The sequence below is a fragment of the Streptomyces sp. NBC_00273 genome (assembly GCF_036178145.1).
Lineage (GTDB): Bacteria > Actinomycetota > Actinomycetes > Streptomycetales > Streptomycetaceae > Streptomyces.
The window spans coordinates 206,138-221,511 of the sequence record NZ_CP108067.1 but is presented as its reverse complement, the minus strand read 5'-3'; the positions used below and the strand labels follow the sequence as shown (position 1 = coordinate 221,511).

Below are 15,374 nucleotides of genomic sequence, written 5' to 3'. Positions count from 1 at the left end.
CGTGCCAGGGAGTGATGCTGCCGAGGCATTTGACGTTATGGCCGGAAGGCCTGTCACAAGTAGTGCGGTGATGACGGCGGACGCGGTCCAGCCCGGCCGGATTGGCGAGATTGCTCCCGCCCAGCTTCTGTGCCGTTTCCCCTTACGGGAAAGCGGACGACGGCGTATCAAGCGTACCTCCTTGACAGGAACGAATGTGACATCGTGTATTACTACCAGAGAGTAACTTGACTTGATCGCCGCGGGTTTCGACCACGCCATGGCGGGCGAAGTGAACCTAAAGTCATAAACGTATCGATTCGGACATTGGGTGACCCCGGGGTGTAGGCGAGCCACTACAGGAGCCACTGGCGTCTGCTCAGGGACGGCGCTGGTGCGAGTGAAGGATGAGAGTGAAGCAGGTAGAAAAGCCGCGTCGCAGACGCGGCCAAGGTCGACTGAGAGCAATCTCAGTTGTGATATCCACCGCCCTGGCCGGCGGATCGCTGGCAGCGGCCCCCATAGCAATGGCCGCACCACCAGTACCTTCTGGCCCTAAATCAGATAGCCGGCCCACTAGCGTGCGGCAGGCGGAGGAGCTCGAGTCGGCGAAGAGGTCGGCGAAGAAGTCGGGGAAGCGCGTCGAAGTCGTCAGTGGGCGCACCGAGACCGATGAGCTCTATGCCAATCCCGACGGCACCATGACACTGGACCGGGCGTTGTTCCCGGTCCGGGTGCGGCAGGGAGCTGCCCTCGTCGCCGTCGATGCCACCCTCCAGGTGAAGGCGCAGGGCCGCATCGCCCCCAAGGCGGCCCGTACGGATGTGACCTTCTCCGGCGGCGGCTCCGGTCCGCTCGCCGTCATGCGCGAGAACGGCCGTGAGATCCAGTTGAGTTGGCCGGCCAAGCTGCCCGCGCCAAAGCTCTCCGGGGACACCGCCGTGTACCCGGAAGTACTGCCGGGCGTCGACCTCGCGGTCAAGGCCACTGCGGACTCTTTCAGTCACTCGCTGGTCGTCAAGTCTGCCGAGGCGGCTAAGAACCCCGCTCTCGCGAAGATCGACTTCGGCTTCAAGGGTATGGGCTTGACGGTCAAAGCCGAGCCTGACGGCCGGCTGCGCGCCCTCGACCCGACGGGTCGGTCCGTCTTTTCGACGCCCGAGCCCGCCATGTGGGACTCCTCCGCCACACAACCTGTCGGGGCCTCGGGACCCGGCCAGAAACCCCCCGAGGCGAAGGTGCCGGCTGAGGGCAAGACCGCCGGTATCAAGAACGGCGTCCCCGCTGCCCGGAGCCTTGCCTCATCGGCATCCGACGCGACGGCGCCGCCGGCCGCCCCCACCCCGCGCCCTCTGGACGACGTACTGTCCGGCACGACCGAGGGGTCCAAGCAGGCCGACCTCGGTGTCGAACTACACGGTGAGACACTCTCTCTGAAGACGGACGCCGCCCTACTGAAGGCACCGGACACCGTGTTCCCGGTAGTCATCGACCCCAAGTGGGCCCCTGACGCAGCACGGAACGCCTGGTCCCTCGCCTACAAGAACACCGGCATCAGCGGTAGCGCCGACATGGTGTTCTGGAACGGCGGGTCGACGATGAAGGAATTCGCCCGCGTAGGCGTCGCCAAGGACAACAAAGGCAACACCGCATCGAGCAACTCATACTTCCGGGTCGGCACCAGCAACCTCCAGGGCAAGCAGATCCTGGAATCCGTCATGCGGATCAAGCAGCAGTACGCCGGTTCCTGGTCCTGCAACTCCGGCGATGTCGAGCTGTTCGACATCGGCCCTGACCTGCCGAACAACATCACCTGGAACCGTCAGCCCGCCAACAGGGGCACCGTGGACCGCTCCGGCCAATCCTTCGGCGGACGCAACTGCCCCAACGCCAACGACGGCCTGATCGAGTTCGACGTTCTGCCCGCAGTCAGCAAGGCAGCAGCCAACAACTGGGGCACTTGGTCCTTCGGCCTGCGCTCGGTCTCGAACGCTGTCGATACCTCCTGGCGCAAGTTCGACCCGAACTCAGCGCGCGTCTCCACCCGCTACAACACCGCACCGGCAAAGCCTTCGGACCTCGCCACCAACCCCTCCGTGGCCTGCACCGGCGGCGTCTTCGGTCTGACCAGCGAAGTCGAGCTCCGCGCCCGCGTGCACGACGACGAGGACAACAACCTTCGCGCATACTTCGAATGGGGCAAGGCCGGCGCCGCAGCTTCCGGGTCGCAGCACGTGGACGTCAGCAGCGACGGAACCGCCGTCGTCCGGATCAACGCTTCGACACTGGACGGCTCGTACTGGTGGAAAGTTGCCACAACGGACTGGACAGCCAATAGTCCGACGTCAGACCAGTGTGCGTTCACCATCGATCGCTCCAGGCCCTCCGAACTGCCCTCCGTCAGCTCAGTAGAATTCCCGCCAACCGGCAGCGACAAGCCCAGCAAACCAGCCCGCACCAACGGCACCTTCATCTTCGACACGAACGGCGTTGACGACGTAACCGGCTACGTGTGGTGGTCCGACCAGGACAGCACTTTCCGCCAGGTCAAGGCCACCAGGAAGGGCGGCCCGTCCGAGCCTGTGACCTTCAAGCCCTACAGCGCCGGTCCCCAGTACCTCTACGTTCGCAGCGTCGACGCGGCCGGCAACCAGTCGGACCAGTACGCCTACCACTTCCAGCCCGAACGCACCCCCGGCCCGGACAAGCCCGGCGACCTCAACGGTGACGCCACCGTCGACCTGTGGGCCGTGGACCCGAGCACCGGAACCCTTCGCACCTACCCGTGGCAGCGGGACGGTGCGACCGGCGGCACCCTCGGCGCGGGCGTCCCTGCCGCACAGAGCAGCTTTGCCAGCTCCGTCATCACCCACCGCGGCAGTTGGAACACCGAAGACGGCTACGAGGACCTCATCGCACTGCGCCCCAGCGCGCAGAACCCGCAGGAGAAGGAACTCTGGCTTTACAAGAACGACGGATCCGGCCGCTTGCGCGGTGACTCAAGTTCCTTCCAGTTCAGCGTCTACGACGAGACCAACCGCCTGTGGACCAATGCCGACCAGGTACTGGCAATCGCCAGCACCAACGACGACAACAACGATCTGGTCATCAACGAGGCCGACGACCCTGACCTCCTCATTCGCAAGGACGGTCAGCTGTATCTCTTCTTCGGCTCCCGGGCGGACAGCCACCTGGACGGCATCACCCCCGTCCCCCTGGGTAACGCCGACTGGCAGAACATGACCCTGTCAGTTCCCGGCGACCTCAACGGTGACGGTCTCTCCGAAATCTGGGCCCGAGACAAGATCACGGGCAAGGTGCATCAGTACACCAGCCGCAAGAGCACCGACGAGTTCGGCGGCGTCAGCGCCGATCTCACTGTCTACGCCGATGCAGCAGTACGCACGAGTTCCCTCGGAACCGTCCCCGCCGGCACCTACCCGATGCCGCTCAGCAACGGTGACTTCGAAAGTGACGGCTTCGCAGATCTCTACGCGCTGAGCACCGACGGCCTGCTGTACGAGTTCCCGGGCCGGGCGATGCAGAACGGCTCTGCCTTCGGCGAGCCGCGCCTCCTGGCCAAGATTGGCACCCCCTGGAACGAGTGCGAGGCCATCGAGGGCACGCACACCGGGGGCAAGCGCAGCCTGTGCGGTCCCGTCCTGGCCAAGTTCAAGGCACTTGGCGGGCTCACCTTCGGGCACCCGACCTCCGACGTCGTCGTCACACCGGACGGCAAGGGTCGCTACATCCACCTGAAGAACTCCGGTGGCACAGAGGACCGCTCCATCTACTGGAGCCCGGAAACCGGGGCCTGGTCTATCCAGGGCGGTATTCGCAACAAGTGGTCCGAGATGCTCCGCGAGTCCGGCACCCTGGGATACCCCACCTCCGACGAGATGGTGACCCCCGGCGGAACCGGGTGGGTCAACACCTTCAGCAAGAACGGCGCCAAGAGCGCCCTCTACTGCTCCACGGCAACCGGCAGTCAGCCGGTCAGGGGTGCAATCTACGAGTCATTCCTCAGGCTCGGCGGAGTAAGCGTGTTCGGGTTCCCCATGGACGCGGAGGCCCCGACCAGCCCCAAGGCCGGCGCACACCAGCACTTCAAAGCAGTCGGTGCCTCGGCGGTCACGACGACCTTCTTCTGGAGCAGCTCCACGGGCGCCTGGCCCGTCAGCAACGCGAACCGCACCAAGTACTCCGCGGAGAACTCGGAGAACGGCTGGCTCGGCTTTCCAACCTCAGCCGAGTACGGAACGAACAACGCATCGATCCGGTCGGACTTCGAGGGCGGTTACATCAAGTGGAACCGTCGCAGCTACACCACTACGGCCCACAAGCCGAACGATCGCACGGCACACCTGCGCACCGACCTCGGCGGTGACGTCAACGGCGACAAGCGCAGCGATCTCGTTACGGTCTACGACTACGGCAACGAGACCACTGGCCTTTACGTCCTGGACGCCAAGCAGGACGGTGGGCTCGCCGAACCCCGAGAGCTCTGGACCAGCGGTGCCGGGAATTTCAACGCCGGCAATGCGAAGTGGGCCACCGGCGATTTCAACGGTGACAAGCGCACCGACGTCGCGGCTCTCTACGCCTACGGCGACGGACGCAACGCCCTCTTCACCTGGTTCAGCACGCCCGACGGCGGTCTGACCACACCCGGTACGCCCCTGCAGATCCCGTCTGGCAAGTGGGACTGGAACAAGGTGGCCGTGCTCGCGGGCGACTTCGACGGCGACAAGCGCGCCGACGTGGCCGTCGTCCATGACCACGGCGGTGGATCCACCGGCACGACCACCTTCACGAGCAAGCCGGACGGTACCTTCAACGCCGGGCTCGACAGCTGGCGCTCGGCCAGCGGCTGGCACAACGCCGCCGCGCAGTACCAAGTGGTCGATTCCAACGGCGACGGTCGTTCCGACATCGCCGCCGTGTACTTCAACGGCACGGTCGAGACGGCGATGTGGACCTTCAAGGCGAAGGCGGACGGCGGCTTCGAAGCGCCGTTCAAGTCCTGGTCCGCGACAGGCCAGGCATTCCAGTCCGCCCGCATCGAGTCCACCGGAGGGGACTACAACGGCGACGGCCGCGGTGACCTGGCCATCGTCTATGACTACAGCGGCGCCACCGGCACCCACACCTTCACCGCCAAGCCCGACGGAGGCTTCAACGTCCCCCTCGCGAGCTGGAAGTCCGGTGACGGTAACTGGTGGGCCATCAGCAGCGGCGCCCCGATCTCCGGGGACACCGACGGTGACGGCCGGGCGGACATCGTCATGATGTATAATTACGCGGCCGGCGACACCAGGGCCTTCACCCTGACCAGCCGACCCGACGGCGGCTTCGACGGCGTCCGCGCATCCTGGTACGCCGCACCTGGCATGTGGTAGCCGAAGGAAGTTGACCCATAAGGCCCCACCTCTCTCCATGTATGAGAGGTGGGGCTTTGCCGTCCGTTGCCCCGGGGCAACGGCCCTGTGAGGTTGTTCCGGTTTGGCGGACATCTGGTGACCTGGGTGTGTGCCCGGGAGGGATGTCCGTGATGGAGAGCATGGCGAACAGGAAGCCGCGGAGGCCGCGGCGGCAGTTCACGCCGGAGTTCAAGGCGGAGATCGTGGAGTTGCGCCGGAGTGGTGACAGGTCGGTGCCCGAGGTCGTCAAGGACTTCGATCTCACCGAGACAGCCATGCGGTTGTGGGTGGCTCAGGCGCAGGGACAGGAGAGCGAGCCCAGGGCCCAGGAGAGCGATCTGGAGCTGAATGAGCGCGCCGAGCTGGCCGCTCTTCAGTGGGAGAACCGCCGTCTACGAGATGACGTCGAGATCCCCAAGCGGGCCACGGCCTTCTTCGCGAGGGAGGCCCGGTGACGGTCCACCTGTTCATCGAGGCGGAGAAGCGTGCAGGTTACAACGTCAAACGCGTGTGTGAGCTGATGAAGGTCTCCCGGTCCGCCTTCTATGCGCCTGAACAGCGCGCCAGGGCCTCGGGCTGTCCGCGATCGGGAACTGACCGAGCAGATCACCCAGGTGCACGCCCGCTCACGCGGCACATATGGCGCCCCACGCGTCCACGCCGTTCTCAAAGGCCAGGGCCAGGCCTGCGGCCGGCGCAGGGTTGCACGCCTGATGAGGGCAGTCGGGCTTTAGGGCCTTCACCGCAGGCGGCACCGCTCGACCACCGTCCCCGATCCGCGGGCGGCTGACCGTCCTGACCTGCTGCAACGCGACTTCGCTCCGGGCCGGGAGACTGCCACGGCCCGCTGGTGCGGAGACATCACCTACATCCCCACCGGCCAGGGCTGGCTCTACCTCGCCACCGTCATCGACATCTCCACCCGCAAGGTCATCGGTTGGGCCACCGCCGACCACCTGGGCACCTCCCTGGCCGCCGACGCCCTCAAAGCCGCTTGCCGCCAACGGCGACCCCAAGACCCGGTGATCTTCCATTCCGACCGCGGAATGCATTAGAAGCAATTCCCAAACCGAGGGATACGGCGGCTGCTCGAACTTCCGCTCGCATCAGCCTCGCTCGGGTGATCGCTCCGCAGCCGGCGCATAGGAGAAGGGCCTCCCGCACAGTTCGGTGATGTCGAGTCAACGAACCATCAGGAGGCCCTGGTGTCCCACTCTGGCGTGCCTGCTCCGTCCGCGTCCAGCTCCGGCATGTCGTGCGATTGCCTCGCACACCGGCTCGGGAACGCCGCCGACCAGCCGGACCGGACCCGCCGCTACGGCTCCGACCTCACCGACGCGGAGTGGGCGATCGTGCGGCCGCTGCTGCCGGTCCCGGCCTGGCTGAACGGACAAGGGGGCCGCCCCGAGGGCTACTGCCACCGCCAACTGCTCGATGCGGTGCGCTACCTGGTCGCCGAGGGCGTGCGCTGGGCCAGTCTGCCGATCGACTTCCCCAAATGGCGGGCCGTCTACCGGTTCTTCCGCCGCTGGCGCGACAACGACTACATCAAGGAACTCTACGGCCGGCTGCGCAAGATGCTGCGCGAGCTGGCCGGGAAGAAGGAAGAGCCGACCGCCGCGATCATCGACTCCCAGTCTGTCAAGGCCGACGCGACCGTCGGCGCGGCCACCCGCGGCTACGACGCCGGGAAGAAGATCAACGGAAGGAAGCGGCACATCGCGGTGGACGCTCTGGGTCTGCTGCTGGTCGTGCTGGTCACCGCCGCCTCGGTCAAGGACAACGACGTCGGCCGAGACCTCCTCGAACGCCTGCGCGCCGACCACCACCGCATCACCCTGGTCTGGGCCGACGGCGGCTACACCGGCTGGCTGGTCGCCTTCGCCCACACCGTCCTGGCCCTCGCGCTGACCGTCGTCAAGCGCAGTGACGACGCCGCCGGGTTCGTGGTGCTGCCGCGCCGCTGGGTCGTGGAGCGCAGTTTCTCCCACCTGATCCGGGCCCGGCGCCTCGCCCGGGACTACGAGACCCGCATCGACAGCGCCGAGGCGATGGCCTGGTGGGCCGCGAGCATCCCGGCCACCCGCCGCCTGGCCCGCTCCGGCCGGCCGGCGCCCCGCCGCGTCAAGCGGTCCGCGGCCTGAACAGCCCCGGCCGCCCCTCGGTCAGCCAGCCCCGCTCGACCAACCGCTTCGCCCGAAACCGCGCGGCCTGCTCCTTCGCGTCACTCGCCGGCCAGCCCAGATGCTCGCGCATTGCCCGGGCCCGCACCCCCTGCCCGCCGCCGGCGGCGTCCTCCTCGACCAGGGCCACGATCCGCGCGCAGTCATGCGGAAGCACTTCGATCTCCAACCCCTCGCTCCACAGAGGGACCTCCACCCGCGACCCGGCGACCCCCATGGCCGGCACATCCACCGCCGCACCAGACGCGCCGGCTTCCTCGGCCGCCTCGGCCAGGGCCGCGACGATCTCCTCGCGAGCGATGACCGCGCGCCGTGCGGCCTCATCCGCCTCGACCACGGCAGCCTGAACCCGCTCCAGCTCGGCCCGCAACTCCTCCGCTTGGGCCAGCGCCACTCGCTCGCGCCTCTCCAACACCCCCAGCACCGACGGTATCCGCCACCTCCAGGCACACCCCGCACCGACACGACGGCACGAGCATGCCTACCGGGCGACGGACACACCACCTCACCTGGGAAAACGTGACGCTACCTTCGGTTTGGGAATCGCTTCTAAGAACATCGACCCGGTGGTCGTCGTCGCTCAGCTCGAAGCGATCCTCACGGACTGCGGCTATGAGGAAGCCAGCCAACGCCCCCGGTCAGGGCAGCTGCTGTCTTCTCCGGAGGACGACGTCTCGCTGGTGTTCAGCCTGTCGGACTCCCTGGGCGGGGCTCTCGCTGCGGCAGCGCCCGCCGACTTGGCGCGCGCTGCCGAGTCGTGGTCCATGACGGCCGAACTGCAGCAGTGCCAGGTTGACGCTCAGACGGCACTTGGCGTCCTGGAGGCCTTGGCGGGCCTGGCCCGGCGCGCTGGGGCTGCAGGCCTTCGCCTGTATTGCCAGTGGTCCCTGTGACCAGCGGTGTGCAGCGGTGTGGACTGGATCAGCCGCGGCGGGCACGCGGTTCTCCTTGGCGAGGAGTTCACGTCACTGGCGGGTGCGGTAGGAGCAGCTGGTGAGGGTCAGGACCTCGGCGTGGTGGACGAGCCGGTCGATCATCGCGGTGGGCACGATGTCGTTGGAGAAGGTATCTCCCCGTGATCAGCGATGCGATTCGGAGCTCGTGGTGGCTGGCCGCACGGGGACACCTGGGTAGGAGGAGATCCTCGGCGAGTGGCTACGGGGCACTGTCGTACCCGGCGCCTTGGATCCGGGCGTGGCAGACGAACAAGTAGACGAACCGACGGCCCGGCAGAGACTCGTCGAGCTCAAGCTGGCCAGCGAGGCAGCGCGCATCGAGGCGCTGCAGGAGCCGTACTCGGCGGAGCAGTGGCGCCACTGGCTGGAGGCGGCGGTCGTCTTCGGTGACGCGGTGACGGAGCACGTCAAGCAGTACGGACTGAATGAGTCCGGCAGTCCGGGCCGTTCAGCGGCTGGCCTCGATGCCTTCCAGCCGTGCCCGAGCCCGCAGCGGCGGAGCAGCGGGCGCCGGGCGGGTGTTCAGCGCTTCGGTCACCTGCTGGGCCGTTGTCGGGGTGAGGCCGGCGATGACGTGCCCGGACGCGAGGATCCGGGCGTGCGGGGCGTACATTGGCGGTTCCAGCTCGGCTGTTGCCCTCGCCTCGTGACCGCGGTTCCGCCGCGGATGGTCTCCAGGCCGGTCACGGTGGGTCAGGCGGCCGTTGTGCCAGGTATGGGACGGTAAGGCTCAGCTGGGATCCAGCTGCGTGGGGAGGTTTGAGTGGCCGTCGTGCAGATACACGGGACGCCCGGCCTTGCGGGCCTGGACGGCGGCGGCGAGCCGGTTCCGCATCCGGTTGCGAAGAAGTACGAGGGCTTTATCGATGGGGAGGAAAGCGGCTTCGGAGAGCTCGTCGTCTTGCGGGCGGACTCGGGCGGCTTCGTCGTCATCCAGGGTTCCGGCGTCGAAAACGAAGGAGAGCTGGTCGTCCCACGGGCCGTGGGGTGGCACCCAGTCGACGACGAGGAGTCCGCGGAGAGCTGCGTCCAGGCCGAGTTCCTCGCGCAGTTCGCGTGCGAGAGCGGCTTCGGGCGCCTCGTTGGCCTCGGCCATTCCGCCGGGCAGGTCCCAGCCAGGCTTGTAGGTGGGCTTGACCAGGAGCACGTGGCCAGCCCGATTGCGGATCAGTGCGTCGGCCGCGACGCGTTTGCGGGCCTGGGTGCGGTTGCCCTCGGCGAGGTAGGCGTACCAGGCATCGGGGTCATCGGGCGTGGGCCTCATGGGCGGCGTTTCTCCTGGGCGCGGTGATGATGTCGGCCATCAGGAGCTTCTGGCCCGGCGCGCGTCGTCGAATCGCACCAGGTACTGGCCGACCGGCCCGTACGCCGTGTGGGGTTCGAGGCGGCGGCGCAGGTCGTCGAGCTGTTGGATGACGCGTACGGAGCTGAGAGTGGGGCTGGTGGCGAGGAGGTCGTGGCCGACCTTCACAGCGGCGGTGAGGTCGCCGCGGCGGATATGGATGTCGGCCAGGGTGATCCGGGTCAGGGCCAGGGAGCGGGCACGGCCTGCCTCGCGCAGGGCGAGGGCATACTCGGCCTGGCCGAGAGCCTGATCGTAGCGGCCGAGGTCTTTGAGGATCAGCGCGGATTCGCTGGCCAGCGCGGCGGTGTCGAACGGGCTGAGCCAGGGGTGTACAGCGTCCGCAGGTTCCGCGATGGCCGCTTCGGCCTGGTCGAGGGCTTGCCGGGCGGGGGAGTGCTGGGCTGCTGCGGCCAGGGCGCGGGCGGTCATGGTGTGCAGGCGCGCGGTGAGGGCGGGGATGCGGGGACCCTGGGCGGCAAGGTGTAAACCGGTCCTGGCCCAGCGGGCTGCTCCCGGTCGGTCGTTGGTGTGCAGGGTGAGGTGGCTGGTGCTCGCGGCGATGTTGGCGGCGAGCGGTGCGTCGCCGGAGACCCTGGCGAGCGGGAGCGCGCGGGTGAGGTGTTTGACGGCGAGGTCGTCGTGGGCGGAGTCGTGGGCCATCCAGCCGGCCATCTCGGTGATGGCCGCGGCCGCCGCGAAGACGCCGGGACCGCTGGCGGTGTCGACGAGGCGGGGTGCGATCTGGTCTGTCAGGTGCCGGGTCACGGCCGCGTAGAGAAGGCCGCCGCCGCTTCGGCGGTCCGCGTCGCGGAACGCGTCGATCGCCTCAAGATCACTGGTGTCCGCGGGCAGATCGCTGATGGCCGGCGCTGAGGGCTCGGGCGCGGGTTCCCAGGGCCTGCGGGCAAGGCCGAGGAGGTGGCCGGGGATGCGGAGTCCGTCGGCGATTTGCTCGAATACCGAGAGCTTCTCCACGCGGCAGTTGCCGTTCATGTAGTCGTAGAGGCGGCCCTGGCTGATGTCCGCGGCGGCGGCGAGCTTGCGTGTGCTCACGCCGCGGGTGTTGAGGAGCGTGAACAGGGTGCCCATGTCCCGCTCGGCCAGGGCCTTGAGCATGCGCTCGTCGTCGAGTAGGCCGGCGGCGACAGTCGGCGGATCCAGTCCCTGACTGCCCATCATGGGCCCCTTTCACGCGGCTGGTTCGATGCTAGGGCCCGGCGCCGACAGCCGACTCCGGGTTGGAGTCACCTGCTGGAGTCTCCTGCACGGTGTGCGGAGGCGTTCACTGGCTGTCGGCCGCCGGATCCGGATGGCCTCCCCCTGATGCAGTCGGCCGCTGGACCCAAGGCGCCGAGGTCCGCTGCACCCCCTTTTCGTCCGCGGAGGGACACCCATGCCCGGACCGCCCTTTCCCTCTCCGTTAGGTCCCAGCCCGGAGTTGCTCGCCCGCGCCGAGGCCGGATGGGCTCGCTTCCTCACGCTCGACGACCCTGACCCGCTGACTGCGGACGAGGAGGCAGTGGGACAAGGCGACGGACCCGGGGCCACGTGCGGCGCTTCGAGGACGCGTCCCACTCCCGGCGCGCCTGTCGACGGCTAAGAAGGATCGTCCCGCACCGGTAAGGAGCGGCCCGCCGCACGACCCCTGTGGGGGACACGCTCACGGAACGTCCCGGGCCAGTACTGGTCGGTGTCCCCGGCGCTGGCCGTCCTTCAGGAGTTCTCCTTCGGCCGCGCGGTCGGGCGCGACCACCCCTTGTCACTGCACACCTGCTTCAGCCTGCCCGCTGCAAACGGGCGGGCCTTGGAGGCTTCCGTGAATCAGGACGTCCACAGCACCGCCGGCTACACGAACGCCGGCGGCATCTTCGCCTCGTGCGGTGCGCCGTACGTCACCTACCGTCGCCCCCACCCCCCAGCCGTCGTCGACTACATCGCGAGCCAGTTCGGCAGCGCGACGGTGCCCCGCATCCTTGATCTTGGATGCGGTCCGGGCACTCTGGCCCTCGACCTGGCCGAACGCGGCGCCTCCGTCACCGCAGTCGACGTGTCGGAGGAAATGCTGGCCGCCGGCCGCGACTGGGCGGACGTACGCGGCGTCCGGTCGGTCACCTGGTGTCAGGCCGATGCCACCGAAGCGGCGGACCTGGCGACGGACACGGGGCTGTTCGATGGGGCCACCGTCGCGGACGCGTTCCACTGGATGGACCGGCCGCGCGTCTTGGCGGCCCTCGACCGCGCCGTCCGGCCGGGCGGGTTCGTCGCCGTCGTGGGGTACCGGGCTCCCGGTACGCAGCGCGAGTGGTGGCATCCGCTGCTTGAGCAGCTGCGCCTGCGCTGGCTGGGATCGGTGAACCTCGCGGGCCCGGCCACCGCGTACGTGGAGCCGGCCGGTGGCCACGAGGAGGTCATCCGCCGGTCCGTCTTCCGTCAGCTGTCCGTCCTGCGCGCGGACTACCGGCGGACCTACACCCTCGATGAGTTGGTCGGCCTGCAGAGCACGTACGCCTACTCGTCGGCGGCGACGCTCGGTGACCGGCAGGGCGCGTTCGAGGAGGACATGCGCCGGACGCTGATGGCCGCGCGCCCCGACGGCGTCTTCGAAGCCGACCTCCAGGCCGCCGTGATCGTCGGCCGCCGCCCAGCCGCGGGCTGAGACCGCGCCCGCGTATGGCGGCCGCCCGGCGATGCCGGATCCGGTATCGCCGCAACCACAACCCCGCGCACGGCGCGGGATCACGGGAGGAACAGGATGAAGGTCATCGTCATCGGTATGGGCCGTCTGGGTGTGCCCTATCTGGCCGCCCTGGCCGAGCTGGGGCACGACGTTCTCGGCGTCGACATCAATCCCGAGACGCTGGAGGAGCTGCGGGCTGGACGCTGCCCGTTCGACGAGCCGGGCGTCACGGATTACATCGCCAAGCACACCGCGGCGGGCCGGCTGCGCTTCACTGACTCCTACGACGAGGCCGCGGCCCATGGCGAGGCCTTCTTCCTCGCGGTGTCGACGCCGCAGCGCGAGGGGGCCATGAGCATGGACCTCAGCGCGGTCGAGGACGCCATCATCTCCATCGCCCGCCGCCTGAGTCGGGACGCGGTGTTGATCGGGAAGTCGACGGTGCCGGTCGGGGCCGGTGCACGGTTGGCGGCCCTCGCGGCCGCCGAGGCCCCGGAGGGCGTACGGCTGAGGGTGGGGTGGAGCCCGGATTTCCTGCGCGAGGCGCTGTCCATGGAGACCACGCTGCACCCGGCAAGGCTCGTGCTGGGATCGTCGGACGCCGACCGGGCCGTGGTGGAGGGCGTCGTCCGACGGGTGTGGGGCGGCTGGCTGGAGGCGGGAGTGGAGCTCCTGAGCACTGACTTTGTGACCGCCGACCTTACCAAGGCGGCCTCCAACGCCTTCTTGTCCACGAAGATGTCGTTCGCCAACCTGGTGGACGACGTCTGCCAGGCGGCGGGCGCGGACTTCGGGATCGTCTCCAGAGCGATGGCGCTGGATCCGAGGATCGGGTCGTTTGGCTTGACGGCAGGCCTCGGCTGGGGCGGTTCGTGCCTGGGCAAGGACATCCGTGCCTTCGCTGAGCGCGCCGCGGATCTGGGCGAGAGTTCGGCTGCCGAGTTCCTGTCCACCGTGGACGCCACCAACACCAGGCGCCGAATGCTCGCTGTCGAGCACGCCGCCGTCGTACTGCCTGGTGGTCTGGACGGGGCGGTCGTGGCGGTCTGGGGGGCCTCGTTCAAACCGTTCGTCGGGGACATCAGCGACTCGCCTGCGCTCGACGTCGCCCTGCGGATGCGCCGTGCGGGAGCGGACGTCCGTGTTCACGACCCAAGCGTCAATGACCTGGTGCGGCGTCGTCACCCCGACCTCACGGTGGTCGACGCTCCTGCGGAGGCTCTCCTTGGCGCGGGTGTGTTGGTGGTGGCCACTGACTGGCCGCGCTACACCGCGCTGGACCCTACCTCCCTCGTCGACAGCACCACCCGGACTGTCATTGACGCCCGCCGCTGCCTGGACCCCAACCGCTGGCGGGCCGCCGGGTGGGACCACCAAAGGCTCGGGGCGTTCCGCCACCACACCGCCCCGGAGGCCTGATGTGACGCGACTGTTCGAGAATGCGGAGTCCCACCGCGGCGTCCCCGGGACTCGGGGATGGGTCGTCGCGCCCCTGGGGCGCCTGGGTGACCCGGCGCCGCAAGGGCGGTACATCCTGGTCGCCCAGGACCTGACCCCGACGGACACCGCCGCCCTCGACCTCGCCCTCGTGGCCGGGTTCTGCACCGCCGAGGGGGGACCCACTTCCCACACGGTGCAGGTGGCGCACGGCCTGGGCATCCCGGCCGTCGTCGCGGCGGGCTCCGGGATTCTGACCCTGCGGCCGGGAACCCTGTGCGCGCTCGACGGCGACGGAGGCCTCCTGCACGCCGGACTGGACGGCCCGGACCTCCAGGCGGCGACGGCCCGCGAACGCGAGCGGGGCGAGCGGGACCGGCTGCGACGCGAAGCCGCCCTGGCCGCAGGACCCGCCCCGGGCGGGGTCACCCTCTCCACCACGTTCGTGAAGCCATCCCAGGCCGAACAACTCGCGCGCAGTGCCGCCAGCGGGATCGGGCTGCTGGCCACCGAACTCCTCTTCCTGGGACGCGAGGCCGACATCACCGACGAGGCCGCCCACCACTGTGCCTACCGCGACCTGGCCCGGACGGTGGGGGACGCGGAGATCACCGTCCGGACCCTCGACATCGGCGGCGACAAACCGGTCCCCGCCCTGAACCTGCCCAAGGAGGACAACTCCTTCCTCGGAGTCCGCGGTATCCGCCTGGCCCTGCGCCGCCCGGACGACCTCCTGATCCCCCAACTGCGGGCCCTCTACCGCGTGGCCGCAGCCGGGGGACGGTTGCGGATCATGTTCCCGATGGTCACCACCGCCGAGGAGTTCACCCGGGCCGCGGAGATCGCCGAGGACGTCCGGGCCCGGATCCGGGCGCCGAGGGTGCCGCTCGGGGTGATGGTGGAGGTGCCGGCCTGCGCGCTGGCCGTCGACCGCTTCGTCGAGCACGTCGATTTCCTCAGCATCGGCACCAACGACCTGACCCAGTACCTCCTGGCGGCCTCACGCACCAACCCTGCCCTCGCCCGCGACATCGACCCCCTGCACGTCGCGGTGAGCCGCACCGTCGGCCACGTCACCGACACCGCCCACGCGGCCGGTGTGCCGGTCACCGCCTGCGGCGGCCTCGCGGCCAGCCCCGTGGGCGCCGCAGTACTGGCCTCACTCGGCATCAGCGGCCTGACCGTCACGCTCCCCGCACTCCCCGCCGTCCACGAGGCCCTCACCCGCCTCGACCACGACGCGCGCCAGGCGATCCGCCACGAGGCCCTCACCACCGGCGGCACCTCCCGCCTCACGGAGCACGTCACCGCCCTCCTGGGCCTCTGACCGACCAGGCCCGCACACCCGGGCCCGCGGCACGGCGCGTGCCCCGGGCC

The 15,374-nt window shown here is 68.9% G+C and carries 13 protein-coding genes and 1 pseudogene; 9 read left to right on the top strand and 5 right to left on the bottom strand.

All coding sequences use genetic code 11. The features are described from left to right. Positions 1-455 precede the first annotated feature (455 nt). The 5 genes from OG386_RS00960 to OG386_RS00950 all read left to right on the top strand — a co-directional run bounded on the left by OG386_RS00960 (position 456) and on the right by OG386_RS00950 (position 7,543). Positions 456-5,378 (top strand): FG-GAP-like repeat-containing protein, encoded by a 4,923-nt coding sequence (locus tag OG386_RS00960; RefSeq protein ID WP_328786288.1) that lies wholly within the window; start codon positions 456-458, stop codon positions 5,376-5,378. Positions 5,379-5,539: 161 nt separating this feature from the next. Next, positions 5,540-5,854 carry a transposase gene (locus tag OG386_RS00955; protein WP_328786287.1) on the top strand — a complete coding sequence of 105 codons (315 nt, stop codon included), beginning with the start codon at positions 5,540-5,542 and terminating at the stop codon, positions 5,852-5,854. Positions 5,855-5,944: 90 nt separating this feature from the next. Further along, entirely contained in the window at positions 5,945-6,133 is a 189-nt protein-coding gene (locus OG386_RS46750) for an IS3 family transposase (RefSeq protein ID WP_443053050.1), read from the top strand. Between the two features lie 66 nt (positions 6,134-6,199). Continuing rightward, a complete protein-coding gene (locus tag OG386_RS46745; RefSeq protein WP_443053293.1) occupies positions 6,200-6,454 on the top strand; it encodes a DDE-type integrase/transposase/recombinase in 255 nt (84 codons plus the stop codon). Positions 6,455-6,604: 150 nt separating this feature from the next. After that, the gene (locus OG386_RS00950) at positions 6,605-7,543 is read left to right on the top strand and encodes an IS5 family transposase (protein ID WP_328786286.1); all 939 of its coding nucleotides are present in this window, start codon (positions 6,605-6,607) and stop codon (positions 7,541-7,543) included. On the opposite strand, the gene OG386_RS00945 is transcribed toward OG386_RS00950, so the two are convergent. Then, positions 7,524-7,976, bottom strand: coding sequence for a hypothetical protein (locus tag OG386_RS00945; RefSeq protein WP_328786285.1), 453 nt, complete (start codon positions 7,974-7,976; stop codon positions 7,524-7,526). The two genes, OG386_RS00950 and OG386_RS00945, sit on opposite strands and share 20 nt — an antisense overlap. Positions 7,977-8,148: 172 nt before the next feature. Between OG386_RS00945 and OG386_RS00940 the strand changes: the two genes are divergently transcribed. Continuing rightward, positions 8,149-8,475, top strand: a complete 327-nt coding sequence (locus OG386_RS00940; protein ID WP_328786284.1) for a hypothetical protein — start codon at positions 8,149-8,151, stop codon at positions 8,473-8,475. Between the two features lie 72 nt (positions 8,476-8,547). Here OG386_RS00940 and OG386_RS00935 read toward each other — a convergent pair. The 4 genes and pseudogenes from OG386_RS00935 to OG386_RS00920 all read right to left on the bottom strand — a co-directional run. After that, a pseudogene (locus tag OG386_RS00935) lies at positions 8,548-8,640 on the bottom strand (ATP-binding protein); the annotation flags it as partial. 346 nt (positions 8,641-8,986) lie between these two features. Next, positions 8,987-9,151 carry a hypothetical protein gene (locus OG386_RS00930; RefSeq protein WP_328786283.1) on the bottom strand — a complete coding sequence of 55 codons (165 nt, stop codon included), beginning with the start codon at positions 9,149-9,151 and terminating at the stop codon, positions 8,987-8,989. Between the two features lie 117 nt (positions 9,152-9,268). Further along, positions 9,269-9,802, bottom strand: coding sequence for an NUDIX hydrolase (locus tag OG386_RS00925; RefSeq protein WP_328786282.1), 534 nt, complete (start codon positions 9,800-9,802; stop codon positions 9,269-9,271). A 39-nt stretch (positions 9,803-9,841) separates the two neighbouring features. Next, positions 9,842-11,062 carry an XRE family transcriptional regulator gene (locus OG386_RS00920; RefSeq protein WP_328786281.1) on the bottom strand — a complete coding sequence of 407 codons (1,221 nt, stop codon included), beginning with the start codon at positions 11,060-11,062 and terminating at the stop codon, positions 9,842-9,844. A 637-nt stretch (positions 11,063-11,699) separates the two neighbouring features. On the opposite strand from OG386_RS00920, the gene OG386_RS00915 reads away from it, so the two are divergent. From OG386_RS00915 to OG386_RS00905, 3 genes are all read left to right on the top strand, one after another. Further along, positions 11,700-12,539, top strand: coding sequence for a class I SAM-dependent methyltransferase (locus OG386_RS00915; RefSeq protein WP_328786280.1), 840 nt, complete (start codon positions 11,700-11,702; stop codon positions 12,537-12,539). 96 nt (positions 12,540-12,635) lie between these two features. Next, positions 12,636-13,979 (top strand): UDP-glucose dehydrogenase family protein, encoded by a 1,344-nt coding sequence (locus OG386_RS00910; protein WP_328786279.1) that lies wholly within the window; start codon positions 12,636-12,638, stop codon positions 13,977-13,979. A 1-nt stretch (position 13,980) separates the two neighbouring features. Beyond that, positions 13,981-15,324, top strand: a complete 1,344-nt coding sequence (locus OG386_RS00905) for a putative PEP-binding protein (RefSeq protein ID WP_328786278.1) — start codon at positions 13,981-13,983, stop codon at positions 15,322-15,324. Positions 15,325-15,374: the final 50 nt, after the last annotated feature.

What these genes read in the sequence shown, in the direction of transcription:
- OG386_RS00955 (WP_328786287.1), top strand. Translation starts at nt 5,540, where the DNA reads ATGGCGAACAGGAAGCCGCGGAGGCCGCGGCGGCAGTTCACGCCGGAG.
- OG386_RS46750 (WP_443053050.1), top strand. Translation starts at nt 5,945, where the DNA reads ATGCGCCTGAACAGCGCGCCAGGGCCTCGGGCTGTCCGCGATCGGGAA.
- OG386_RS00930 (WP_328786283.1), bottom strand. Translation starts at nt 9,151, where the DNA reads ATGTACGCCCCGCACGCCCGGATCCTCGCGTCCGGGCACGTCATCGCC.
- OG386_RS00925 (WP_328786282.1), bottom strand. Translation starts at nt 9,802, where the DNA reads ATGAGGCCCACGCCCGATGACCCCGATGCCTGGTACGCCTACCTCGCC.
- OG386_RS00920 (WP_328786281.1), bottom strand. Translation starts at nt 11,062, where the DNA reads ATGATGGGCAGTCAGGGACTGGATCCGCCGACTGTCGCCGCCGGCCTA.
- OG386_RS00910 (WP_328786279.1), top strand. Translation starts at nt 12,636, where the DNA reads ATGAAGGTCATCGTCATCGGTATGGGCCGTCTGGGTGTGCCCTATCTG.